At 42.4% G+C, this 24,710-nt stretch carries 20 protein-coding genes; 12 read left to right on the plus strand and 8 right to left on the minus strand.

The genetic code is table 11. The annotated features are described in order from the left end of the window. Positions 1-148 precede the first annotated feature (148 nt). Positions 149-1,612 (minus strand): BNR-4 repeat-containing protein, encoded by a 1,464-nt coding sequence (locus KUL49_RS13750; protein ID WP_373995659.1) that lies wholly within the window; start codon positions 1,610-1,612, stop codon positions 149-151. 289 nt (positions 1,613-1,901) lie between these two features. Between KUL49_RS13750 and KUL49_RS13755 the strand changes: the two genes are divergently transcribed. The 7 genes from KUL49_RS13755 (at position 1,902) to KUL49_RS13780 (ending at position 7,691) form a co-directional block, all read left to right on the plus strand. After that, a complete protein-coding gene (locus KUL49_RS13755; RefSeq protein WP_242633841.1) occupies positions 1,902-3,404 on the plus strand; it encodes a BNR-4 repeat-containing protein in 1,503 nt (500 codons plus the stop codon). Between the two features lie 171 nt (positions 3,405-3,575). Further along, complete coding sequence (locus KUL49_RS21235) at positions 3,576-4,094, plus strand: cellulase family glycosylhydrolase (protein WP_242633842.1); 519 nt, start codon at positions 3,576-3,578, stop codon at positions 4,092-4,094. Positions 4,095-4,207: 113 nt separating this feature from the next. Continuing rightward, positions 4,208-4,999 carry a hypothetical protein gene (locus KUL49_RS21240; RefSeq protein ID WP_242633843.1) on the plus strand — a complete coding sequence of 264 codons (792 nt, stop codon included), beginning with the start codon at positions 4,208-4,210 and terminating at the stop codon, positions 4,997-4,999. Positions 5,000-5,516: 517 nt separating this feature from the next. Then, positions 5,517-6,047 carry a hypothetical protein gene (locus tag KUL49_RS13765; RefSeq protein ID WP_131137664.1) on the plus strand — a complete coding sequence of 177 codons (531 nt, stop codon included), beginning with the start codon at positions 5,517-5,519 and terminating at the stop codon, positions 6,045-6,047. Next, positions 6,038-6,424, plus strand: a complete 387-nt coding sequence (locus KUL49_RS13770) for a hypothetical protein (RefSeq protein ID WP_131137665.1) — start codon at positions 6,038-6,040, stop codon at positions 6,422-6,424. Before KUL49_RS13765 ends, KUL49_RS13770 begins: the two co-directional genes overlap by 10 nt. A 98-nt stretch (positions 6,425-6,522) precedes the next feature. Beyond that, positions 6,523-7,044: a hypothetical protein gene (locus KUL49_RS13775; RefSeq protein WP_131137666.1), complete on the plus strand. Its 522-nt coding sequence runs from the start codon at positions 6,523-6,525 to the stop codon at positions 7,042-7,044. 8 nt (positions 7,045-7,052) lie between these two features. Next, a complete protein-coding gene (locus KUL49_RS13780) occupies positions 7,053-7,691 on the plus strand; it encodes a hypothetical protein (protein ID WP_131137667.1) in 639 nt (212 codons plus the stop codon). Between the two features lie 306 nt (positions 7,692-7,997). Here the strand turns inward: KUL49_RS13780 and KUL49_RS13785 are convergent, their stop codons facing one another. The 5 genes from KUL49_RS13785 to KUL49_RS13800 all read right to left on the minus strand — a co-directional run bounded on the left by KUL49_RS13785 (position 7,998) and on the right by KUL49_RS13800 (position 15,942). Continuing rightward, entirely contained in the window at positions 7,998-9,257 is a 1,260-nt protein-coding gene (locus KUL49_RS13785; protein WP_131137668.1) for a glycoside hydrolase family 88 protein, read from the minus strand. A 122-nt stretch (positions 9,258-9,379) separates the two neighbouring features. Beyond that, positions 9,380-12,742, minus strand: a complete 3,363-nt coding sequence (locus KUL49_RS13790; protein ID WP_131137669.1) for a glycosyl hydrolase — start codon at positions 12,740-12,742, stop codon at positions 9,380-9,382. A gap of 57 nt (positions 12,743-12,799) precedes the next feature. After that, a complete protein-coding gene (locus KUL49_RS13795; protein ID WP_165477906.1) occupies positions 12,800-14,131 on the minus strand; it encodes a BNR-4 repeat-containing protein in 1,332 nt (443 codons plus the stop codon). Then, the gene (locus KUL49_RS20825) at positions 14,115-14,324 is read right to left on the minus strand and encodes a hypothetical protein (protein WP_165477907.1); all 210 of its coding nucleotides are present in this window, start codon (positions 14,322-14,324) and stop codon (positions 14,115-14,117) included. Before KUL49_RS20825 ends, KUL49_RS13795 begins: the two co-directional genes overlap by 17 nt. A 109-nt stretch (positions 14,325-14,433) precedes the next feature. Continuing rightward, positions 14,434-15,942, minus strand: a complete 1,509-nt coding sequence (locus tag KUL49_RS13800) for a sulfatase-like hydrolase/transferase (protein WP_131137671.1) — start codon at positions 15,940-15,942, stop codon at positions 14,434-14,436. 476 nt (positions 15,943-16,418) lie between these two features. Here KUL49_RS13800 and KUL49_RS13805 point away from each other — a divergent pair, with 476 nt between their 5' ends. The 3 genes from KUL49_RS13805 (at position 16,419) to KUL49_RS13810 (ending at position 18,733) form a co-directional block, all read left to right on the plus strand. Then, complete coding sequence (locus tag KUL49_RS13805; RefSeq protein ID WP_131137672.1) at positions 16,419-17,600, plus strand: glycoside hydrolase family 105 protein; 1,182 nt, start codon at positions 16,419-16,421, stop codon at positions 17,598-17,600. A gap of 36 nt (positions 17,601-17,636) precedes the next feature. After that, positions 17,637-17,813 (plus strand): hypothetical protein, encoded by a 177-nt coding sequence (locus KUL49_RS20830; protein WP_165477908.1) that lies wholly within the window; start codon positions 17,637-17,639, stop codon positions 17,811-17,813. Between the two features lie 626 nt (positions 17,814-18,439). Continuing rightward, positions 18,440-18,733 (plus strand): hypothetical protein, encoded by a 294-nt coding sequence (locus KUL49_RS13810; RefSeq protein ID WP_131137673.1) that lies wholly within the window; start codon positions 18,440-18,442, stop codon positions 18,731-18,733. A 123-nt stretch (positions 18,734-18,856) separates the two neighbouring features. Here KUL49_RS13810 and KUL49_RS13815 read toward each other — a convergent pair whose 3' ends face one another. Then, positions 18,857-19,642: a hypothetical protein gene (locus tag KUL49_RS13815; protein WP_131137674.1), complete on the minus strand. Its 786-nt coding sequence runs from the start codon at positions 19,640-19,642 to the stop codon at positions 18,857-18,859. A 20-nt stretch (positions 19,643-19,662) separates the two neighbouring features. Continuing rightward, on the minus strand, positions 19,663-20,646 hold the full coding sequence (locus tag KUL49_RS13820; protein ID WP_131137675.1) for a metallophosphoesterase: 984 nt from the start codon (positions 20,644-20,646) through the stop codon (positions 19,663-19,665). A gap of 197 nt (positions 20,647-20,843) precedes the next feature. Between KUL49_RS13820 and KUL49_RS13825 the strand changes: the two genes are divergently transcribed. Both KUL49_RS13825 and KUL49_RS13830 read left to right on the plus strand, forming a co-directional pair. Beyond that, a complete protein-coding gene (locus KUL49_RS13825) occupies positions 20,844-21,911 on the plus strand; it encodes a Ca2+-dependent phosphoinositide-specific phospholipase C (protein ID WP_131137676.1) in 1,068 nt (355 codons plus the stop codon). An 11-nt stretch (positions 21,912-21,922) separates the two neighbouring features. Then, positions 21,923-24,667 carry a TonB-dependent receptor gene (locus KUL49_RS13830; protein ID WP_131137677.1) on the plus strand — a complete coding sequence of 915 codons (2,745 nt, stop codon included), beginning with the start codon at positions 21,923-21,925 and terminating at the stop codon, positions 24,665-24,667. Positions 24,668-24,710: the final 43 nt, after the last annotated feature.

Below are 24,710 nucleotides of genomic sequence, written 5' to 3' on the forward strand. Positions count from 1 at the left end.
CGAGCAGAGCTTTCTTATATTCTCGCTCTAGCTACGAGAAGTAAATTTGGCTTTTACGTACAACTAAATAACACGCAACCGCAGGGGTAAGAGGGATGGCACCCTCTAACCTAACTTTTGCAACGTAGTAATAAGCATAGCGCTTAGGTTATATTTGAACATCTAAATCAATGACTTGTAAATAAAGCGGCAGCGCATTTCCAGCGCCTTTTTCCATTAAATAGTAGTACGCTTTGCCGTTTTCAATGTGTATAGTGCCATGGTCAAATTTAACGCCTGAGGTTTGCTGATAAACTACCTCAAAATCGTTCGTGCCACCTTTCGCTTTTTCTACAAACGGATAACCGTTTTTGAGTCCGATGATGAAAATACTATCACCCGATGTGTAGATTGAATCAGCTCCGGTGAAGTCAGTAGTAATCGTAAAGTCTTCTGCGTTGGCAGGTTTGAAGGCATGTATCGAGACTTCTTGGTAGTCACTTCGCTTTGTATCTGTAGAACGAACGTGAGTTATAAAGTGAATATCGTTGTTTTCAGTAACCGTCCAATCAAAGCCCGTTACAATGTGTACAGAGTTAGGCTCTTTATGGCCGATGTAATCGCCAGGCTCAAAGATTTTAATTTCATCTGAGTTAACCAAAGGCCATGTCATGTCTTCGCCATCTACATTTTTCCATTCACCTAAGCCATTCGGATGATCAGAGTAAGCATAGTAAACACCATTCTGGTACTTATAACGGTCATTGTTATTTGCACTACGTTGTTGAAACCCTACACGTAACTTACCGTTTATATACTTCATTTGACCATATAAACCCCAGTTGTAAGGGTTACCGTGATTTTTTTGGTCTTTATGATTGAAAGGCGTAAAGCGAGTCCACACTTGTTTTTCGGCGTCGTATTTATTGAAATAATAAGCACCATTGTTGTTGCCTCCCCATCGCATGTAATGCAACAGTTCACCATCTTTACTTTTGTAAAACTTAGGGTATGTCAGCGCAGAGAAATTTTCTTTGTCTTCTAAGTTACCTGTCATGGTCAAATGTTTGTAATCATCGGCGCCTTGACTCACTTCACTGGTATCTTTTACGAACTGTTCTAATGTAAATTCGTCATCCGGTACATCTGCTGCACCGACCACTGAATAAGAGTAGCGGAAAAAGTCGTTAACAAACCGTCCTTTGAACCTGCCACTTGCATCGTCGTCGACATATGCATGCATGTCGTAAACCATATGAATGGTGCCATTTAACGGGCTCACGGCTAAACCTATTGTGTTGTGAGACTCTCCTACCAGTGGATCGCCACGAAAACCTGTGTGTCGATGAGGAAACTGGATGGTCTTAACAACGCCAGTTTTGGCATTAAACCTTGAAAGCATAACATTGCGTTCTTCCTTGCCGCCTTTGTACCAGGTCATAAAAACATAATGCTTGTAAGGTTTTACGGCATCACCATGAGCCGAGATATTTCTTCCAAAGAAATAATCGTACTCGCGCCCTGACGAAGGGCTTTCAAAGGTTTTATGATTGAGCTTCTTGCCATCAAAATGGAGCGCGCCATCCGTTATTTTTGTCTGGCTCTCAAGAAATACCCCACTCTCTTTGTACATACCAGAAGATACATCCACAGTATCGCTCGAGGTGCAGGCTGTTAACATTGAAAGAGCAACTACAGCTTTTACAAAAGCGCAAATTTGCTGCGTTGCGCTACGTATTTTTAGTTTTAATTTCATCGGAATTACTCGCTATACACTTACAAGCAGTGTACATTTAATTAAAACCATTTTCACTCATTAATAACCAAATTCAGTCAACCAACAAACAATTAATGCAATATAGGAAAGACTGAAGGGTATCCAAATAACGCAAAACCGTTAAGCTTATTATGCTTACAAGCTTTTGAAGAGAGGGCCGAAATTTGCTAGTACATCACGCAAAAAGTTTAAAAAATGGGATGTTTTCGTTAAGAACAACCTTGCTCCTCTACTTCTTATTAGTTCTATATCTTTCAGTATTAATATCTACGCTTCTGTAAAGTTAGAGACTGAATTACTTGTCACTGACAACGCACTCTTTTTCAATGGGAATAAGGTTAAAGGCTCTTATACAGAAAATAACCCAGATGGTTATGATTATATCTTCGGCAATGCATTATCGCCTCACGGTGACTGTATTAAGGTGTACAAACACTTTGTGTTTATGACGTGGTATCAAGGCGGCAAAAACAATCGTCATGTAATGCTTTCACGCCTCAATACGAAAACTGGTGTGCTTAAAACTATTCAGTTTCCCCACCAGCACACAGGGTTTAAAGGCAAATGGTGGTTGGGCGAAACACATAACACGATTGCAGTGGGGATAAGCCCCGTAAACGACACCATTCACTTGTTATACGATATGCATCGCAATGGTAGAGTGGAAGCCTTTTCTCAAGATTATCTGCGATACTCTTATTCTCTTGAGGGCGCAGCCTCAGTGCCAGACGACAAGTTTACCTTGGAACAATTCGTCAACTCACCCGCTGACCACTATAAGCATTTAGCCTTCGATGGCATTGACGACATCGATACAACAAAACTTCTTACCTACCCTGCTTTTTTCACAGGAAAGGATGGAGATTTGTTTATGAAAATGCGTTACGGGTTTTCAGCAAATGGAAAAATGCTTTTCGCGCGTTATGACGGTAAAAAATGGCATGGATATTATGATTTCAACCAGGTTTTAGCCTCAGAGCATCGTAGCGAATACAACTGGGGTTTGTATGGTGACTTCAAGTACACCGGCGGTAAATTTCGTATAGCGTTTCAGCGCCGGTCAAAAAACACCTCAGACAAATACCTATATCAAAACGGTATTTACTACGCGTATTCCGAAGACCCGCATGGCGTCTCGGACTGGAAAAATGCATACGCTGAACCGATTAAAATTCCCTTAGCTATTTCTGAGAAAATCCAAATCGAAGAGCCCGGAAATTGGGCGAAAACAAAGAAAAAGAACCATGTTTCCATTGTTCACGGGTTTGACTTCACAGTAACAAACAGTGGCGATGAGCACTTCATAAGTAAAGTAGAAGACCTTGAGTTTAACGAAGAGATAAATCTGCATACATTTCGTAAATCTGGGCAAAAAAGCTTTGCCACTGTTCGGGTACCCTTTGGTGGTCAACTGTTTAGTAACGGGGACGATGTCTATCTTACCGGGTTGAAAAATGGGCATGTAGTAATCGCAAAGGCTGAGGACAACTCAGAAGCTTTCACTACTATCTACGAACACAAGCAAGGTCCGGTATTCGATAAAGCCGTGGTCTTTTTTAAAGATAATAAGGCCTACTACTACCTGAAAGACGCGGAAGGTTCAGACGACATGCGTAGTTTGTATCTACAAGTGTTTTCATTGAAATAGCGGTGGGTTAGCTCATTTCAAAGTTCGCCCAGCAGATGTGTGAACACTATAGAAACAGATCTTTTGAGACGAGAAGTAAATTTTATTACCGATAGCACCACCTAGATGGAGAACAACCTGTTCATTTGTGCTCTGCCATCGTGCAACAAATAAAAACAACAAGAGGTTTTTATGATGAAACAATCCCTGTTGAGAACACTGCTATTTACTTTGCTGCTTCCACTGTTTGCAAATAATGTAGTATTTGCACAAGACATTAAGCATGGTCTGCGCGACGACGTTGGAAGACATATGATCCCGCGCGGCTTTGTTGTAAACACTAACGATGCGGGTGGAGAAGTTAACTTCGCACAAGAAGATTATGTGCGCATGGTACGAATGGGCGCCAATGTACAGGTGGTAAGATTAGAATTAGGTAAATTAAGCACTTTCGGTAATTCAACGTTCCAACCTGAATACTTAGCGCGTTTAAAACGTGCTGTTCGCCTTGGAAGAGAAGCGGGAATTAAAACCGTGTTTAAGTTAACGGTCTATGGTGCCAAAGGTTTTTCATGGCCAGACCTATACTTCAATCAAAATAATGCGCAGGAAAAGTACATTAATGCCTGGCGACATATTTGGGATGCATTTAAAGACAATGATGCAGTTATCGGCTATGACTTGGTAAACGAGCCGAGAAAAAAGAGCTAACGCAATCTTATGATGAGCTAACTAGCGATTATTTAATTCCGCTCTACGAAAAAATTATCGATGCCGCACTGCCCTACAGCGATGAAAAATTGTTCCTAATTCAAACTGTTTTTATGAACAAAGGTGAAGCAATAAATAGAAATCAGTATGCGGAAATAAAGAAAAGGGTAAACCGGAAAAACATTGTTTTCGCACCACACATTTACCAAGAGTATATTGACTACATCGCACCAACTATGGAGCGGTTTGATAAAGAAGCAGACTTACTTCAAGCGCCAATTCTGGTGGGGGAATGGGGATTTCCCACGTTACTTACCACCGATAAGTCTGTACGCGAGCAACTCCATTACATTAAGTTTTATATTCGCACAGCAGAAATTTTCGACCAAATGGGTGTGGGTTCAATAAAAGCTTGGTTTTTAGGTAATCGTAGCTATCAGAATTTCTTGCCTGGAGGTGAATCGACCTGGGCGATTTTTTCGGATAAACACGCCGACGGTACGGTAGAACGAAAATACATCACCGATATTATTGCCCGCCCATATCCGCAGTATATTGCCGGTGATATTAAAAACTTTATGTTTCATTTCGCCACCCGCACGCTAGATCTCAATATAAAAACCGACAACAGTAAAGGTGCATCGAGAATATTTATTGGCGCAGATCGTCACTACCCTGATGGATTCTCCATTCACGTAGGCGACGACATAATTCTTACACACAGTCCAGTGAGAACCGGTTTTCGCGTATATTCATCTAAAGCCAATACAAAACCCAGTGATTTTATCTGGGATGCTGATAGGCAGCAGCTAGTTGTACTCGCATGGCCCACAAACGATGAGATAGTGAATGTAAGAATAGAGCCAGGAATTTACCGGGAGCCAGATCCGGCTGCAAAGAATTAGGCATAGTAGCAAATACATGGTTATTACAGCTTGGGCGAGAAAGTTACAATTTAAGCTGTCACTTAGATTGATTGGGCTTGTAAGGCTTTTAACAAAAAACAATCGAGCGGATAGTGGCAATGAAATGCGACCCACTATCTTATAAACATTATCTAAAACGCAAGCGATTTAAAAAATTTAGTATCTCCTTTTCAACCGCTGCTATTTCGTCATTGCCTAACTACTGGTACAGCATAAAGATTCAATATTATATATCGCGTATAACGTTATATTTTTGTTAAATATTCGTTGCAAACCAGCTTCAAATGATTTAATTTGACGCTAATATGATTGATATTGATCGTTTTTTAGTGCTGATAATGATGGTTTTTCTGACGTCACGATAGCCTGTTGTTACTCTTTGGTAACTGCTCGGCCATACCCGCTTCTTAAATAAACTCCCTACCAGTATCAAACAAATCGGTCAGTTAACGTATTTCAGATTTAATCTAGGTTTAGCAAAAAGAGATTAGCATAAATGAAAACACCAAAAATGTTCGGCTATACCACTGCCATAGTTACAACGGCAATTTCCTTGTCCCTAACTACACCGGCAGCATTCGCTCAAGAGTCATTTAAAAGCTGGGATCCCAGATGGTCGGTTCTATCATCAGGTATCTCTCGTCCGCAAACCAACGAAGAGAGAAATGCGCTAAAGGAAGCTGTAGAAAACGGCACAATTGATACGCGCGGCACTCGTATTGACGTGAATAATTCAGACGTTGAGAGGACAAGTACTGGGACTCGCTCTCCAATGTCGAATAGCAAACTTCGCTGGCACAACCCTTTTAGTACTGGCTTTAACAACCCTACGAGTAGTCGTTGGTATCAGAAAGATGGAAATACACAGGTTTTTCGTGTTTTTCCTGGCGACGAGAATTTGGCTACGTCTCGTGAGGGTGCAGGCCGTAGTGAAGCTTTCGCTCCAAACGACGGTATCCGATTTAACGATAATAAGACTATGACATTCTCTGCACGTTACCGGGGTTCATGCCCACAATGGCAGTAAAGACGTCAAAATTTATCAGTCAAAGGCAACCGCAGAGGGAGGTTTTTGATCCGGCGTGGGGTGTAGCGCTCTGGGTAGAGGCTGACGGTGACGTGGTGATCGTTAAACGCAGACAGAGAAAGTCGGACTGGGTTAAGATCGATACAGGCAAAAATGTTGGCGATAGCTTCAACTTCCGCGTGACCGATGATGGTCGCAACTACAAGGTGTTTATTGATAACGTTGAGATGGCTGACGATTCGTGGGATCGCGGTAACTTAAAGTCTGTATCACGTTGGGGCGCTTACGTTCAGGGTGGAGAAGAAGGCGTGCTTGACGGGCTCGTAAGTGACGCCCAAATCATATTCGTTAGTGGAGCAAGGGTGACCGTTAATTAACTCTAACCAACTTACATTGCACCCTTGTCGTATCATGCACCAAGGGTGCGATATGTAAATATTAAGGATGGAATATTACCAACCTACTCATTCAATATATGAAGTGGTCTCGTGAAAAATTAATACTTTCTTTAGTAATCGCTTGCATTGGTATAGTAGTAACCACTTTATACTTTATACCTAGTAACACTCAGCAAGCGGTAGACCCAGTTCGTCCCGCTTTTTCTCTTGGCCCTCCACATGACTCCAGCACTGATTCAGGCAAAGATATAGGATCAAAGCACGTTTCATTAGCTGCGCCAACAGAACAGTCCGACGACACAGCGATATTAGAAAACTTATATCAGCTTATTGAGTCCAATCCTCAACAAGCAGCTGTTCTTTTGGACAGCATGAAACTGACTTCAAAAGGTGCTCTTACTTTATCTTTAGTTAAGAATTGGAGTTTAACAGAGCCAGAAAATGCATTTAGTTGGTATCAAACTCGAAAGGAGACTCTGTCAGAGTCCGAGTATGAAACTGGCATGAGAGCCTTGCTTCTGCGCTACGCTAAACACTCGCCTCAGGAAGATTTTATGATCTTCAGAAGTATATCCCAGCTGAGCATCACTCAGAAGTAATTGTCGCTGTGGCTGACGGTTGGGCAAATAATGATCCTGAACAATCAATAGCCTGGCTGAGAGAAATAGCAGCCCTAGGATCAGTGCCACAAACCACAATCAATGATGCTTTTGCAAAAATCATGTCGCACTATCTCAATCATGCACCTAATTTAGCTTTCATTATTTTGATGGAGTCGGAAGGAATTTTTAACACTGAGCAAATCGTTCCTGAACTCGCAGTCAAACAAGCAGAAAAAGACTTGACTACAACAATTGATTGGCTTGCGTCTACTCAACCTGTGCATGTTCAAAATACTAGTTATATCGCAATGGCAAACGCAAGAGTAGAGAGAGATCCCGAAGGTGCTTTTCGGTTATTGACCCAAGTTACAGAAGTCATGGCGAACAATGAACAAAGCTTTACAGAAGCGGTAGTCCGTTTAGTAAAGCGCGCTGACCATTGGATATGGAGTAATTTCACAGAGATTCCGCTACATATGCATTATGCCGCATCTGCGGCACTTGCTGAGAGAGCATTAAGCGGGAAGTTACCTTTAGAAGAGTATCGACTATGGCTTATAAACTCTCCTAGTAACCAGGCCCAAGAAGGAGGTGAAGAAGCGATTAACAATTATCAGGAAACCGAATCTTCAAGCGAACCTTGAGAAAAAATCGATTAGCAGTTAAACGGTGTAGGTATTGGAGACTGTAGCCAATTTTCATCTGCATTTATAAAACAGAGTTTATACCGCAGAATTTAAACAAGAAGCAGCGGCATTAGTAACCGATCAAGGTTACAACGTAAACTGCAGCCATTTAAACTCTACAGCATGAATGACCGTAATATAGCACTTTATTGAAACCCAGCTTTGACAGAGCTCTTTTAATCAAACGCTGATTAAATCAAGTAGGGATCCTAAAAACCCGTGCAAAAAGCACGGGTGTTATAGCATGAATTAAAGTTCTTTGTTTCAAATCGCCTTACAGCGATTCAACGCTTGCAGGTAATAATAATCACCGTAATTTAAGGCAGAATTTAATTCATCATTTGCAGGGAAATTACCCGTTGCTTGTTTTAACAAGAAGTGGCCGTTTTCGCCTATATCAGCCAAATACGCAGGTGACGATAATGTCCTTAGCATTTTCATAGCGGCATCGTAATAACGCTCTGACTCAGCACCTTCAACAAACGTTGATAGCTCTAGTAGCGCACTAGCAACCAATGAAGCTGCCGATGAATCTCGGTACAACGTCGTTCCTTCATGATGCGGTGCATCGTAATCAAAATAAGGCACTAAATCATCGGGCATATTCGGGTGGCTGAGGATATAGTTAGCAATACCTCGAGCATGCTCTAGGAACTTTTCATCTTGAGTAAATCGATATGACATGGTGTAGCCATATAAACCCCACCCTTGTCCTCGTGACCATGACGAATCGTCAGCAATGCCTTGGAAAGTTTGCTTCCAATTAGGTTTACCCGTATCTCTATTGTAATTCACCAAGTGAAAAGAACTGTAGTCATCGCGGAAGTGATGCTTCATAGTGACTGTTGCGTGACTGATGGCAGCGTTACGGTAAACAGGATCACCGGTAATTTCAGATGCACGGTACAACAATTCTAGATTCATCATGCTGTCTATAATGACTGGGAATTCCCATGTTCCCCAACTCCAAGAATACGTTACACCGATTTTGGGGTTATAACGTTCCATTAATGTTTTTGCCGCGTTTACGATTACTGTTTCGTATTCTTTGTTGTCTGTTAGGCGAAGGCCGTTTCCGAAACTGTCGTAGATAATAAACCCAATATCATGGGTTTTACGGTTAAATTGATTTTTTTCTAATGCGAGCGTCCACTCGTTTGCCGTATCTAACCAACTTTGATTTTGGTTATGCTCGTATAGATTCCAGAAACTGCCAGCAACAAAACCGGTAGTCCAACCTAGCATGGGTTCTAGCCTTGGCTTACCTTGGCTAAAAGACCTAGGAACTTTCTTAGGGTCGGTATACGCTTTTCTGAATCCGTCATACTGAATAGTTGCGTGATCCAATGCTGCCTCGCAAAACTTAGCGTTGTCTTCAGGCCAATCAATCTTTTTAGAATAAGTCACTGTGTTAGGCACTTTTTCTTCTATGGTCGGCGCGCTAGCTTGCTTATCCGTAGCGCTACATGCAGATATAATGCACGCGGCTAACATGGAGGTAATCATTTGTTGTTTTTTGTTCATTCAATACAAACCGTCGGTAGCTAATATAGCTTTGTAGGATAAACAAAAATCTAAACCATTTCATCAAATTCAATCATTATTAGTCAAAATGGTTCTGACCACACATTATGATTATTTTCTAATTAATCGACTCGTCCCCTATTTCGTGTTTCATTTTTGTCTTGAACCATAATACTCACAGGCCCTAGCAAGCCTGATGGAAGTAATTCGTCATCTTTACTCCAATGTTTCCATGTAGCGAAGGTGCTGCGTGACCCAGGTTGTTGAGAAGCCGAACCTGAAAGCCAACTTGGAAAACTCTCTAATTGAAAGCCTTGATAGCCATTCTTCTTCCAAGACGCCGTTTCAGGGTATAAACGCTCGTCCCCAATCAGGCGATTGGGCCAAAGGTTGGTCACTTCTATCTCCAGACGGTTGTTCCCATCTCGTATTATATTGCTGATATCAAAGTGATAAGGGGCCCACATCCTAAGTCCAAGGTCTTCGCCATTCAGTCTTACGCGAGCAAATTGAAAAACATTACCTAAGTCGAGGAAATAGTTTTGAGACTTTTGTAAATCTTTCGTCAGTTCAAATTCGGTCTTGTAGTGCACCGTACCTGAAAAATACCTTACGTCTTCACTCTCGTGTGCGGATAGATCGATGAGCTCGTCAAGCACTAGTGGCGTAGCCTTCTTTACTCCTCTAATAAAACTCACATTCCACGGTGAATCTAACACTTGTAAATGGCGAAGAGGATTGTTGTTGAGCACCTGTGCAGTGCTTTTTTGTGTTGACACAATAACAAACAAAGACTGTGCTTGTTCAAAAGATAATGTCAACCGTGTACGGCCTTGCTCAACGACGTAATCATCCATAATAAACCGTTTACCAGAAAGCGGGTCCCAGATTTCAACCACCTGACCTTCAGCTCTAAGGTTGACTTCTACTTCAGCCGATTCTTGATCTAGGTTACTAATAAAATAAACATCCGTGTTCTCATCCGATATACGGTGGTGTCGCCAAACAAATCTGTTTTCGGTGGCTGAAATCAGTACATCCGGTTTAATATCTTTGTAGTTAAATGCAGCTTCCAAGTCTTCGAACACTTGGTGATTGAATCGCGCGCCCCAAATGTCTTTAACAAGTTGGTGAACTTTCTCGTCAGTGCTCATGGTATCAAAGGAACCTTCCAAACTTGGTGAGAAAGTCGGGGATAAACCGACAACCGTTATCCCTTTTTCTATTAGCGATTTTATTCGCTCCAGTACCTCTACTCGCATACTCACATCCGGCGATATCGATAGGATGTTGTAGGTTCTTCCCGACTCAAGAACGAGTTGCCCTTGCTCATTGACGTTAACGTGATTCATCAACCCATCTGTTGAGATAAATTCAAAATCATAACCCTCGGGCAGCTCTTTAAACGCAAAGTCCCTATCAAATGTCGTCGCTGAGTCATCGCCTAACAGGTGCAGTACGTCAAGCACCGGCTGCCCCTTACTGAGCAAGGCGTGAGAGCGTGCTAAGTATTCATTCCATGTATTTATCTCATGCCACCATGTTTGTGTGCGTTCAAAATGTATTCCCCAGTAACCAAGCGTCATACCCGGTTTTAACGTTGTCCAGGGTTGGTGAGTGAAAAGATGATGTGTAGTCAACGTCACCCCTGCTGCAAGATCGGTATCAGCTTGCGACTTATAAGTTAGCGGGTGACTCAGCCACCTATTCGCTTGAGGCAATGAAGTGAATGATTCTGAGCGAACAGGTTTGTTATAAATAGAGCCTGCCGAGGCTGCCATTTTTGCAGTAAGAAAGGCAAACTCTTGATTAGGTTTATTTTCTGACGGATTAATGGAACGAAATGCACTGTTGGCATAAATGATATCTGCTTGGCCTAACGCGTGAAGGTTATCGATGAAAGGCTTCATCGATTGGGCTGAAAATGTTAACCCTAACTCGTTCGCTCGCTGCCGCATGCCCCCGTAAAAGCGCTCTGCAATGAGTTCTGCCAGTGTCTTTCTGAAATCCCAAAGAATTCTCTCGCTGAACGTTTCGTCCTTAACAACATATCCCAGCGTGGCAGGAAGCAATCGAATGAGTGGATAACCTCGCCTCTCTTCGAAATCTTTTTCAAATCCCTGCGTCCAGTTTTGACGCCCTACTTCCCAACTATCAGCATGAGTAGATACAAATGAGTCACCCACGTATTTCTGCGAGCGCTTTGCAATTCTTTTAATATAATGCTCAAAGTGACCATCAAGGGCCCTTTCACTTAATTTATCAACTTCAAGCCCTTCTCCGCCTTCAGAACCAGGCCTATTTACCGCTTCGGTAGACGACATACCAAAACGAATTACTGTCCAATCATCATTAGGCGGTGTCCAGTTAAGACGACCGTTTTCGTCAAGATATTGGGTAACGTCAATAATGGAGTCGGGGTTGATACTTGCATTACTTTCAATTGCGGCATTCGTTGCTTCGCGCTCTGTCTGTTGCATATGAAAGGGAAATATATGCGCTGCGTTTTGACACCAGTTCGCGATTCGCGGTTTATTGTCGAAAATTACCTCACGCACCGCGACATCGACTTTTGGCATCGCCGTGTACAAGAGTTTATTATCAGTGGGCTCGAACACTATTTTTGCGTGTTTTGCTTTAATTTGCTCAAACTGGAAGCAGCTTAAGTCGTCATAAATCTGCCCACGTTTTGAAAAAGCAACTTCCCGATAATTCTTCCCATCGTCTGAAACTAAAAGGCGATTTCTACCCATCATGCCGTAGGCAGCGTATTTCACAAAGACGTTGCGGAAAGTGTATTCCTCAGAAAAATCAATTTGAATAAAACGCTGTTTGGTTTCATCATCAACATTGGGATACGCCAATGTATTCCAATCACCGTCAATAGCATTTTTAGCAGCTACCGTTCTTTGCGGCGCATTACCAGAGATGTTGACGCTGGCGACACGCTCATGAAATTTCGGCTCAATGTGCGCTTCAGGTGTAGGAAAGGCAAGAACTGCTATGTCTTCATAAAAATTTAACGGAGCGTGAGGAGCGGGAAAAGTGATAAACTGAGAACGGTCTCGTATTTGTTTTTCACTCCAAGACAACTCTTTCATTCCGTCTTTAGGGCTTATCCATGGACCACCAGCGACGGACCATCCCTCGCTATTGTAGAGGTTCACTTTTAAGCCTAGCTCTGACGCTTTTTCAAAGGTAAAAGCGAGTAGTGATTGGTAATCTTCAGAGAGAAATTTTACAGGCCCTGTGGGGATGGCATGATGCTCATTAATGTGCATTAACACTACCCCATTCAATCCAGCATTAGCCATGGATTCGAGGTCTGCCTTTATACCTTCTTCAGTGATATTTCCATTTATCCAATACCAGAATACCCATGGCTTGTGAGCATCTCCTGGATTGTCAAAAGCTTCTTTCAGAGATGCTGCACTAACATTGAATGACAAAAAAGCCACAACAATAATCAATAGTATTTTGCGCAAAGCATACTCCAGTTCTAAGTTGATAGATGAAAGTGCACCGACACCGTATATTTTCCACTATTCACCGCGTGAGACTTTACCTAGTTCAAAGTCATAAACATAAATAGGGCTGGGCTTACCAATTGAGGCTGGTGCATGTTGCCAAATGACACTAGCTCTGCCCTCGTTCAATAAACTAAGATCCCATGTAATATATCCTCCTTCTATTTTGCCAAACTTACTACCTGCGTTCGGCATTTCTACTTCATGCCACTCGGTAAAGTTATCGGTTCGATCAGAATAGTAAATCTCAGCACTTTCTCTACCAGCAAAAGCAAACAACCTATCTCCTAAAAACGTTAAGGTCACATTTGAAGCGGTAAAACCAGAGACTCGTTTCTGCCAGTTGCCGGATGTATTACGAACATAGTGATGAACGCGGGCTGGGCCGTCTGGGGATACGTTATGACTAAGTAAAAGGTGGTAGTCACCTGTTTTCGTGTCTATGACGGAGTTGTGAGAAACATTTGATGGCCTCAATGCTGTAGGCACATGGACAGCTTCTAATCCAGGCGTTTCAACAGATAACACCTCGCCTTTTCGGGTATCAGCTACTAGATTGCCCGCATTGTTGTACCACGTGAGGCCTTCATCATCGCTGTAGGTGTAGTAGATACCGTGGTTGCAGTCAAAACCATTAACCTTACCAGGATTGCAGTTGACAGGTCTCTCTCTAAATACCCAGCTAATGTGCATGCGACCATTAGCATCAAATTTTGGTCCACCACCGGCTAAATAGGGCCCTCTTGTTGAAGGTTCTTTATTGCCGTTTACGTTTTGAACGTAGACACCATCACTTGACGATATATTGCGAATATACTGCCACTCACTATTCTTGGCATCATAAAGAGCAAGCTGCATTTCACCTTTTGCTGCCCCACCCTCCCGAAAATACATAAGTACATTACCGCTTTCTAACGAATAAAATTTTGGGTAAGTAACGCGCTCTACCGCTTCGTTAGGAAAACCGAGATTACGCTGAAACGTAAAAACTTCATTATTCCAATCTAGGGTTTCTGGATGATCTGCGACTCCCGAAGCAGTGCGTGCGTAGTTGATGCGATCTAAGTTGTGATGATCGAAGGAAATATGAATTGCGCCGTCGCCTTTTGATATCTCGATGGCTTGGCGGTTATGTGCGTCATCAGAAGTTAGTCGATATACCGGCAAGGTGGCGTGTTGCCAGTCGTGCCCTGTTACTTTTCTACGTGCGACGACAACTTCAGCAAAAAGGTCACCGTAACCTCCCCTGTCTTTTGCTGTGTAATAAATCACATATTGATAACCTTTATAAGTAACTGCTTGAGCTCCCATAACACCCGCAAAGAGAGGTTTACCATTTTTGCGCACGATCTGAGCCATCTGAAGTATGAGATTTATCAACCAAAAGACTACTCCCCAGCAAAATTGGCGTCGAGTAGAGAGACAACGAAGGTACGGAGGTCTGCGTATCTTGACGTGTTGTAGCTTCTTTATCATTCGCAAAAGAAGTGCAGCCAAATAGGTGAGCAATTACCATAGCTAAAAGCAGCTTATTTTTCATGTTTCTATGTTCCATATTTTGTTCAATTGGAAGACCGATGGTCTATCGACTACGCAACCCTGTTTAGTCAATAACTGACCGCTCAATTTCTTATGAGAAGCACCGAGCTTTAAGGCGTTTTAAAAGTCACTGGGGTGAAGCTCGTTGTAAGTGGGTCGTCCAAATCGAGCATTTTCTTTTTGATAGTGTCATCCAGCCTTTTCAACGTCACCTTTTCAGCAGCAGTCATTTCTCTCTCAAGCAGATTGTGAGTCTCATGAGGATCGGCAACTAAGTGATAAAACTCGTCTCGCTCGTTGTTTTTGAAATCTCTAACTAATTTGTATTGACCATCGCTATACATTCTCATACCCGTGATTGACTGATGCAGCGTTGAATAAGCGGCAAAATAGTCAGTACTCACTACTACGTTTTCATCTTTTAACGCTTTGATTACACTTTGCCCTCTAATGACTGCTTCACTAGGTATATCCAGTTTGGTGATATCCATAAGCGTAGGGAAGAAATCAAGATTTGATACGGTAGAGGCATTTTCTGTGCCTGCAGGCACCTTACCAGGCCAACGAACAATAAGAGGTACCTTAAGCACAGCATCATATAGATTTGGGCGCTGGCCTTTGGGTATATTTCCTGTGCCTTTAGGTGGAGTGTTTAACAGCCAAAAGCCATTGCCTTTATGCCAAATACCGTTCTGTCCAATAACGTATCCATGGTCAGACGTAAAGATGACTACAGTATTTTCAGATAGCCCCAACTCGTCTAGATGACCCAACAATCTTCCGACATTTCTATCTACACCTTTCACAGAAGCTAAGTAGCCGCGTAATAATTTCTTCGCTCTTTCTGTATTTAAATCCGGGTAATCAGGATGTATTAAATCTACATCTTTACTAATAGCATCTAAATCACTCTCTGAAACAGGCTCAAATGGATAGTGAGGTGCCCTATAGTGCAGTGATAAAGCAAACTTCCTGTGTTTATTCCTACTTAAAAAGTCCATGGCATGGTCAGTGAGAAGGTCCACGGTTAATCCCTTTTCATTCTTCGGGGCACCATTTACTAGAAGTTGAGGGTTTATGGGTGAAGTTCCGCCTCCTAGAAAGCCCGTAAACTCGTCGTAGCCGAAATTTTTAGGGTGATGTTCAGGTTGCTTTCCTAAATGCCACTTTCCGATCAAACCATTGTAATAGCCGTTTTCTTGCAATCTTTTGGGCCAGGAATCCAGTTCTGCTGAAAGTCCTAAGTCTAGTTGATGCCCTGTTAGGGTCTTACTTTTAAGGTGGTCATTTATCCAATCGTCAATACCCACTTCAAAGCCATAGCGCGAAGTGAGTAAGCCTGCTCGGGAAGGACTACAAACTGGCGTGGTGGTATAGGCATTTGGAAACGACATTCCCTGTTCTGCTAACGCATTTAGGTTAGGCGTAACGGCATTAGGGCTTTTGCCTCCAATAGCCCATGGTGCTTGGTCGTCTGTATAAATGAAAAGAATGTTCGGGCCTATACTTTCGCTTTCGTGCGTGATGTCCCTTACTGGAACAGTCTCACCACTTACATTCCCGCAGCCGCTCCAAATCAGTATGCTTAACGCCAAAAGTCGCAATAAGTAAACCAGCATTTTCCTTTTCCCTTCCAAAATCAGTGTTTATTGGTGATGCCTGCTTAAGAAAATCAAGAGCATTGAACTGCTTTACGCTTTCCAAACTCTTAACAGATGGCAAGTACACATACTCGCGTTTCAAACTCGCCAGATATGAAAAACAGTTCACAACCCAACAATGATTGAATTTGACCATTAAAGCATTATTCTATTTTACAAACAAATATTTTACATACCCATAACTGCCAATAAGGATGTCAAAGAAAACGCATAAAAAACAATAAAATCAATAGCTAATTTGTTATCTGCATAAATAATTTTTGATACGTTGAACACAAAATTTACGACACATATAAGCACAATAAAGAATAGATGTGAATGAATATGATTGTATTGGTGATTTACTTCAATGTAACATTGAGCACCTATCAGGCTCACAGTTAAGCCTCTCACTACCTATATTTCGTTAAATCAATTAACTTAAAGGATGCACGATGGAAACCCACATACACAAAATAAGTCGGTTCATCGGAATAAGAATGTGCTTGTTCGCTATTGCTTATATCCCACTAATTTCATTACAAGCTAAGGCCGTGTTACCAACACAAGAACAGGTGATGGCACAAATGGAAAAAGTCGCGAACTGGCAAGTTGCGCGCACTCAACATATGACTCATGTCGGCCGTGCTCGGGCTGGCTCTGAAGCGTATGGACGATGGATTCAAGGCGCCTTCTATAAAGGCCTCACTAAACTTGCCGAACGATCAGATAACCCCTTTTACGAAACTTGGATTGGGTACGTGGGTAATGCTCACAACTGGAAAATGGGTAAAGTTAAATACTTTGCCGATGACCATGTGATTGGGCAAACCAACCTTTGGTATTATCGCAGACACAAAAACGAAGAAGCGCTTGCGCCAGTAAAAGATACGTTTGACTGGCTCATTGAGAAAGCGCCAGACAACAGCCTTGAGTTCGTCGCAGGCAGAAATAAAGATAACGTACACGACTGCCAATGGAGATGGTGCTGGGCTGACGCCTTGTTTATGGGGCCGCCCGTACTATTCGAACTTTCTGCTATTACAGGCGATCCCAAATACGCTGATTACGCTCACAAAGAGTTCCAAGCAACCATCGCCTATCTGCAAGATCCGAAATCCAAATTACTTTTCCGAGATTCTCGTTATTTTGACAAACAGGGGAAATTTGGTGAGCAAGTTTTCTGGTCTAGAGGAATGGGCTGGGTATACGCAGGCATTGTACATGTTTTGGAAAACCTCCCTCGCGATCACCAATACCGTTCTTATTATGAGTCGCTCTACGAAGAGCTCACATTAGCTATCGTAGAGCTGCAAAAACAAGATGGCGCTTGGCCTATGTCTCTGCTGGCAGGAGAAAAGTATGCTGAGCCAGAAACCAGTGGAACGGCCTTTTTCACTTATGGAATTGCATGGGGAATTAATAACGGCTTACTAGATAAAAACACATATCTACCTAACGTAAAAAAAGGATGGGGGGTACTTTCTTCAGCCGTACATCCTGATGGAAAGTTTGGGTGGGTACAGGGAGTCAATGAAAAGCCCGATGTAGTAACAAAAAATGACTCTCAGCTATTTGGTGTGGGTGCCTTTTTGCTTGCTGGAAGTGCAATGTATGACCTTTTAGAATCTCAATAGTGTTTATCTATTTTGGTGTAAAATCAGGAAATAAATTTGAAAAGAAATCTAAAAGCCTCGTTACGGCTATTAACCGCATGCGGCGCTATGATTTTTGCTGGGCAGGGGCTCGCAGCAGACTGCAGCAGTACCCCAGCAAATCCAAACGGTAAGGCATCTAAGCTCCAGAACGCGTTACAGCAAGCGACGAATACCGGCAAATGTAAAAGTTGAAGACAACGATATAAGCAAATTGGGAGACGTTGTTGCAAGTCAAACTTCAACTAGCAAAGCTAGTTTCAACGCTTAATGGCGTTCAAGGAATAAGCATCATTAATAGGCATTACCAAAGCTAGAGATAAGACACCACTACTACGTGGGGCACTGTTCATCGCAGCTATGAAGGCTCAGACACTAAAAATACCAATAAATCTAGCAATACATTTTCAAATCTACACAAATTGAGCAAGTACCTCTAACTGCTTTGATCTATTGAGGTACCGAAGGCACAGTGTTTTTACTACTGACCTTCGGAGCATGCCTTCAACGCCTCGCATAGACAAGCTTTACCCCAAGGTTAATCAGTCAACTTCAATTTTCTACTTTAAGTCGCACAACCTACTAAGTAACGTAAACCAAATTACGTTACGCCCCCCAATGACAAAGCACCGAACACTAGCATACGGATAAGTGCACAAATCATTTTGATGTCTATTTTTTATACTGTTAATGCGAGATAATTCTCACTCGGAACGATGGTGAACTTTGTTTAACGATGGTGAACTTTGTTTAACGATGGTGAACTTTGTTTAACGATGGTGAACTTTGTTTATAGATAAGCATAAAAAAAGGATAAGAAAATGAAAGATGATGTATCGCTCGAAAAAGTAATGGGTACTATAAAAAATTGGACAGAGAAAAAAGTAAACATTCCTACTCCTTCGCTGTTAGTCTCACTTGAGGATGGCTCGTTCCATGTTAGTTATTATGCAGGAATGGGCAATTCTGATAGCTCACCTTTAAGCAAATTTTTTCCACTTTATCGAGCCACCGTAGAAAAACTGTACGAGCAGGGTCGGTTGATTGAAACAGGACGAGCATTCACTCTATACCCTGGCAGCCACCGATTTAAATCGCTTATATTTATCAATTAGCTGAATTAGTGGATTATCAAGGAAACTTGACGGTCCAACTACCAAGCGAGTTTGACGTAGTCACCCTACTACAAACTCACCCTCCAACTCATACTCAGCATTTAATTTGTTTGACTAAATTAGTCATAACACGAGACTAATAGCAGCCTTGTCCTCACGCGAGGACAAGATCGCGTTAGTTATTAAGACCAATGCTCTTTTAAGAGCGTCGCTGTCGTCTAAAGTTTGTGGAGCTTGGCTCTTTAAGCAAAGCGAAAGTTGGTCATAGAAGTTACGGGGTAAAGCTAAACGGGCAAAACTTCCCGCATTTCTCGCTCTGTAGAAATCTATAACGAGGTTTGTCGCATTCAGCTCACTACTATTTTCCATACTCTTGAAACTTGAAGCGCAATGGCAGAGGTCAACGATCTCTTTTACCGTATTTGACGAAAGTTGCTCTACTAAGTCTGAAGGCCACTCATTTAAATATCTACCGTTGACCACTTGCTGTAAATGCTGGTCGGTGAAATCCAAATAATTTTTTGACGACAAAATACTGTTGTCCCAAGTAGCTTGCTGACTTCTATGAAGAAAGCCCCACTCCTTTTCGTATATCGAAAACCATTTTGAAAAATTCTTAACCTCACGAACGATGACTGTCTCTACTAGTGAATGCCCCTCTGTATTAATCGTCACAATTGAATAGCCAGGCTGGTAAGCAGCCAAAGATGGCACCTGAACATTGGTTAAACCGTGCCTTGAAGATTGGCTTACATCAAAAAGATGCATGTGACCACCAAGATGCAGTTTCAAACCTGTTGCCGCTAGCACAGCTGTAGTATCTTCACTGGGTTGACGTGACATTTGCAGTGAATTTTCGCCAAGTAGTTCAGCAATACTTGGTGTTTGTTGGTCTGAGAATTCAGCCATAGGAAAGTGGCTAAAACTGACTAATTTTTGTTCTGCTTTTTAGCGCGTACAACAACATCTTTGATCCAATCCAACAGTTTTGGCTTGTACTTTACTAGCGCATTGTAGCCAGCATTGCTCGACCCATAAAACTGCTTGCCCTTCAAGCTACCTTTTGGCCTGTAAACATTGGCATCTATCGCCAAGAGCCAAAGGCCTTCCACTGGCTCTACTAAATAGCTCATATCAGGCATGTCCACACAAAATTCTTCCTCGTCACACCATCGCCAGTGGCGCTCATCTAAATTCGCTGTATTAAATGGCGTTTCGTACAACTTGTCTGCAGGCGAAGGTAAAAAACCATGTTCAGATAGTGATTGTGTAATCTCTTCATACCCCCACTCTTTCAGTAGTTCTGAGCAAAAATCACTTCTCCCAGACATGCACTCTTGATGTGATGGGCTCATAACACTGATTTCTGCACCTTCTCGGTTTATAAAGTCGCGTTTACCACCTGGTTGCGTGAAGGGCCTGACTGGGTCGTGGTTTCCGTTGATAGCGAAAAAACGTAGTCCGTACTTTTGTCGGTATTCGTCTAGTATTTCCTTTAATGCATGGATGTTTACTGGCTGACCATCGTCTGTAAAATCCCCCGGTAACGCTACTAACTTGATATTTTTTTCTACTACATCATCAAGCGCCTCTTTAAACACAATAATATTTTCATTAAACAGTCGAGTAGAACCCAATTGAGCCCGCATACTTCTCAGTAATATTGGAGCGTGGCTTACAGGGTCTTTTGGCAAGGCATTTTTGGGAAGCCTTGCTGCAGCGGCTTCAGGTGCGTGAAGATGGATATCTGCTATGAAGGCGATTTTTACCGGCGGAATGTCGTTTTGGGCAACGATACTAGTAGAAATAAGTGCAAAGGAGTAACAAATAACTAGCAACGCGCCAGACATTACATTCAATATGCTAGCGTCACATGCTCTTATTTCTTTCGCTCTCTTTTCATTTTTACCCACAACGCAGTCCTGTTCAGCAAGTCACTAATAGTAATAACTGCGCTTCGCCCCCAGTGGGGACAGTGGTTAACAAAATCTAATTTAAAACGTTTTGGAGTATGACACTTTTGTGAAGTTTAGCGCTTCGCAAAAATTTCCTGTCCCCTTTTGCAAACAACACCGCTCTACCCTTAAAAATAGTCTTTGAATGTGTACCTATGCGTTATTTCTTACTTTCTTTAACTCTGGTTTTTAGCGCTATATCTTGCGCGAAATCACTGAACCAGTATCAAATTATTGGTTCTCACAATAGCTACAAAAAGGCGCTACCACCAGAGGCAGAGCAATTCTTAGCAGGTACGTCTCCTGAACTTTTAAAGAAGATTTCTTATAGTCATCCCTCGCTTCAAGAACAGTTGAATTTAGGAATTCGCCAAATTGAAATTGATGTGGTTAACGATCCGAATGGACATCAATATGACACACCAGAAATAGAAACGCTTTCCAATAGCAACTGGTTTACAAAGAGCGAACGTCAAGTGTTGGCAGAACCTGGGTTTAAGGTTCTACATATTCCACACGTCGATGTAATGACGCACTGTTCGACCCTGCAGCTTTGTGGAAGGCAACTTCTAGAATGGTCAGAAGCGAACCCTAACCATTTCCCTATTACCATTCTTTTGAATGCGAAAGAATCTCAGCCATCGTTTGTAAATAAGGCTGCCCCCGTCGCTTTTTCCTTTTCAGACTACAAACGCTTAGACAATGAAATTGCGCGTTTATTTGGGAGTAAGTTAATTACGCCAGATCGCGTTCGGGGTCGTTACCACACGTTAAGGGCAGCAATAGCGGAGGCTGGCTGGCCAAGTGTTGAGGCACTTCGAGGTAAGTTCTTATTTTTATTCGATGCTAATGAAGCTCAAAAAGAGATATATCTTCAACAGGGTTCAACCCTTCAAAAGAAAAGCATGTTTCTCTCTGTACCCAGAAATTCCGACGCTGCCGCAATATTCATTCGAAATGATCCAGTTAAAAATCAACAAGAAATTCAAGCGCTAGTCAAAGATGGCTTTCTAGTGAGAACACGCGCAGATGCTGATTTATCGGCTTCGACAGAAAGTTTGCGAGAGCAAAGAGATGCGGCTTTTGCCAGTGGGGCTCAGTTCATCTCTAGCGATTTCTATAAGCAGTCTCCTCAATCCGCTAATCGTAGTCATTCAGTGTCTTTCGAGAATGATTGCTTGAAAAGATTTAACGCTTTTACACATCAAAATTTAATCAATTAAAAGGTAAACCTATGCATACTAACTTTAAAAAAACACTCTTAGCTACAGCTGTCCTATCAGCCACCTGCATGACGCAATTTCCTGCTCAAGCACAGCAGACTGAAGATGAAATGATAGAACAAATTGTAGTGAGTGGTTTTCGTGGCTCGCTGATAAAAGCTAAAGATTTAAAAAAGGACGCGCTAGGTTCGCAAGATTCAATCCTTGCTGAAGATATTGCTGACTTCCCAAGCCTCAATTTAGCCGAGTCTATTCAAAGAATACCAGGCGTAACCATAACTCGTGAAGCCGGTGAAGGTAGACAAATATCTCTACGGGGCCTAAACGCAGATTTTACTCAAGTGCAATTAAACGGCATGGAAGCACTGGGTACATCCTCATCTGCAATGGACAGTAGAGGTACAACTAACCTATCTCGCTCTTTCGACTTTAACATTTTTGCATCTGAGCTATTTAATCAAATTGACGTTCAGAAGAGTTATTCTGCAGAAATGGATGAAGGCGGCATAGGCGGCACCGTCAAACTCTATACCGCAAAGCCATTTGATTATGATGGCTTCAAAAGTGTAATAAGTGCGCAAGCAGGCGATAATTCGTTAACAAACGACGTAGCCCCGAGAGTCGCAGCCTTAGTTTCAAACACATGGGGTGATTTCGGCGCTCTTGTCTCACTAGCACTTAGCAAGCGTGATACGGCTGAACAAGGTTATAACACCTATCGTTGGCGACCTCGCAATGCCCAAGGCACAGATATATCTTCACTATCACAAGCAGATCAAGATGCTGTAAATAGCGGCAACCTGCGCTTCTCACGAGGCAGTAGATACTCCCAATTTAATAGTGAACAAACCAGGGTTGGCGCTACGTTAGCGCTCCAATACAGACCGTCTGATGCATTTTCACTTGGTCTTGATGCGCTATACGGCACACTTGATAACGATCGCGGAGAGTTTCACTTACAAAGCAGAGGCTCTAGTTCTACCGCACTTGGCTGCACAGGTGCGGATTATCAAGGGGCACGCAATTTTTGCTCTGCCTTGACTGAAATAGAATATAACCAAAACAACGAAGTTATCTATTCGTCGTGGGAAAATACCGCTCTGCACTCAGAAAGTCGCGACCAAGAAGCAACGACAGACATTTCACAGTTGGTGTTAAACGCTCAGTGGCGAGTAACCGATGCATTCACGGTTTCAGGCTTACTCGGGCATATGGAAAGTGAATACGAAAGTAATAGTGCAAAAGTCTACCTAGAATCTTTCGCGGATATGACCATAGATTTCAGAGAAGACCGCTTTTACGGTACCAATTCTTACATCAACGGTTTTGATCCAACAGATATCAATGAGTTCCGTTATCACGAGATAGACCTTCAAGAGGACGAAGTAGAAAATAGCTTTGATATCGCTAAGCTTGATGCGGATTACTTGCTGTCTGATAACGCTTCTTTGAAACTTGGTGGCTCATTTAAAAAGTTCGAACATAGCAACAACAGAGAACAAGTCGGCAATGCATTAAGGAGTGAATGGCAAAGTGGCGAAGTAAGCGATGTGATTAATCCTGAATTTGTTTATGTAAACTCAATTCACAAGAAACAAGATTGGCTAAGTACTGACGTTGGGGCTGTACTAAATGCGTTCGATGTTGAGCGCGACATCATGTATAGCGATGCGCCTAATGAAGTGGTAGAAGAGACCATGGCGCTATACGCAACATATGAATATGACTTTCTTTTGCCTGATTCTGAGCTAAGAGCTAGTTTTGGTTTACGCTATTTTGATACCGACATTCAATCGAGTGGCATAGTAAATGGTAGTGAATACGTCACTGTAGAGAGGGACTATGATGGACTGTTGCCCACGCTAAATGTTGCATGGTATGCCACTGAGAGCCTTGTGTTAAGAGCGAGCGCAGGGAAAAACGTAACGCGACCTACATTGGGAAGCTTATCTGTATCAGGTACGGTAAATACTGACCCATTATTTGGTTCAAGTGGTTTGAGTATCAATGCAGGTAATCCTGGTCTTCAGCCTTTTGAAACAATCAATATGGAGGCAGGTGTTGAGTACTACTTTGATGAAGTCGGTTATGCCTCTATCACTTACTTCCAAAAAGAGATTGATAATTTTATCGCTACTAATGTATCTCCAATAGCCTATGGTGATACAGGATATCCGCTTTCGTTAATTGAAGGCATGGTAGACGAAAATGGAAATGCACAAACGCCAGATACACTGTACACCTTCTCACAGCCTCAAAATCTAGCAGAAAGCGACTTTTCAGGCTGGGAAATAGCGTTCCAGCGTGATTTCGATTTTCTGCCAGCACCGTTCGATAATCTTGGCGCTATTGTTAACTATACCTATTCTGATGGCGAGTCTTTACACAATATTTTGGTCGACGGTGAAAGCGTGGAGGTTTACCGCCCCTTTTATGGATTGTCTGAAAATATCTACAATGCAACGATGTATTACGAGACTGATAATTGGGGAATGCGCGTTTCTGCAGCCTATCGTGATGATTACCTAACGCAGGTTGAAACGTCGAGCAGTGACCAAGATGAGGCGGGCTTTCACGGCACCACTTACTGGGACTTCTCAGCATTTTATAATGTAAATGATAACCTCAAGGTGACACTAGAAGGAATCAACCTTTCTGATGAGCGCGAAGAGCAATACAGCGATTCGGATGACCGTTTGTACAACACAACGGTAAGTGGAAGAACCTTTTACTTAGGTTTTACTTATTCAATGTAAATGAATGTGCTCGAAGGGCCTATATGAATAAGCCCTTCGAGCT

Source organism: Alteromonas sp. KUL17, assembly GCF_006538305.1.
GTDB classification, from domain to species: domain Bacteria; phylum Pseudomonadota; class Gammaproteobacteria; order Enterobacterales; family Alteromonadaceae; genus Alteromonas; species Alteromonas macleodii.

Excerpts from the sequence above, each read along its gene's own strand:
- KUL49_RS13750 (WP_373995659.1), bottom strand. The coding sequence starts at position 1,612 with ATGTACAAAGAGAGTGGGGTATTTCTTGAGAGCCAGACAAAAATAACG.
- KUL49_RS21235 (WP_242633842.1), top strand. The coding sequence starts at position 3,576 with ATGATGAAACAATCCCTGTTGAGAACACTGCTATTTACTTTGCTGCTT.
- KUL49_RS21240 (WP_242633843.1), top strand. The coding sequence starts at position 4,208 with ATGAACAAAGGTGAAGCAATAAATAGAAATCAGTATGCGGAAATAAAG.
- KUL49_RS13765 (WP_131137664.1), top strand. The coding sequence starts at position 5,517 with ATGAAAACACCAAAAATGTTCGGCTATACCACTGCCATAGTTACAACG.
- KUL49_RS13770 (WP_131137665.1), top strand. The coding sequence starts at position 6,038 with ATGGCAGTAAAGACGTCAAAATTTATCAGTCAAAGGCAACCGCAGAGG.
- KUL49_RS13775 (WP_131137666.1), top strand. The coding sequence starts at position 6,523 with ATGAAGTGGTCTCGTGAAAAATTAATACTTTCTTTAGTAATCGCTTGC.
- KUL49_RS13785 (WP_131137668.1), bottom strand. The coding sequence starts at position 9,257 with ATGAACAAAAAACAACAAATGATTACCTCCATGTTAGCCGCGTGCATT.
- KUL49_RS20825 (WP_165477907.1), bottom strand. The coding sequence starts at position 14,324 with ATGAAAAATAAGCTGCTTTTAGCTATGGTAATTGCTCACCTATTTGGC.
- KUL49_RS13800 (WP_131137671.1), bottom strand. The coding sequence starts at position 15,942 with ATGCTGGTTTACTTATTGCGACTTTTGGCGTTAAGCATACTGATTTGG.
- KUL49_RS13805 (WP_131137672.1), top strand. The coding sequence starts at position 16,419 with ATGGAAACCCACATACACAAAATAAGTCGGTTCATCGGAATAAGAATG.
- KUL49_RS13810 (WP_131137673.1), top strand. The coding sequence starts at position 18,440 with ATGAAAGATGATGTATCGCTCGAAAAAGTAATGGGTACTATAAAAAAT.
- KUL49_RS13815 (WP_131137674.1), bottom strand. The coding sequence starts at position 19,642 with ATGGCTGAATTCTCAGACCAACAAACACCAAGTATTGCTGAACTACTT.
- KUL49_RS13825 (WP_131137676.1), top strand. The coding sequence starts at position 20,844 with ATGCGTTATTTCTTACTTTCTTTAACTCTGGTTTTTAGCGCTATATCT.
- KUL49_RS13830 (WP_131137677.1), top strand. The coding sequence starts at position 21,923 with ATGCATACTAACTTTAAAAAAACACTCTTAGCTACAGCTGTCCTATCA.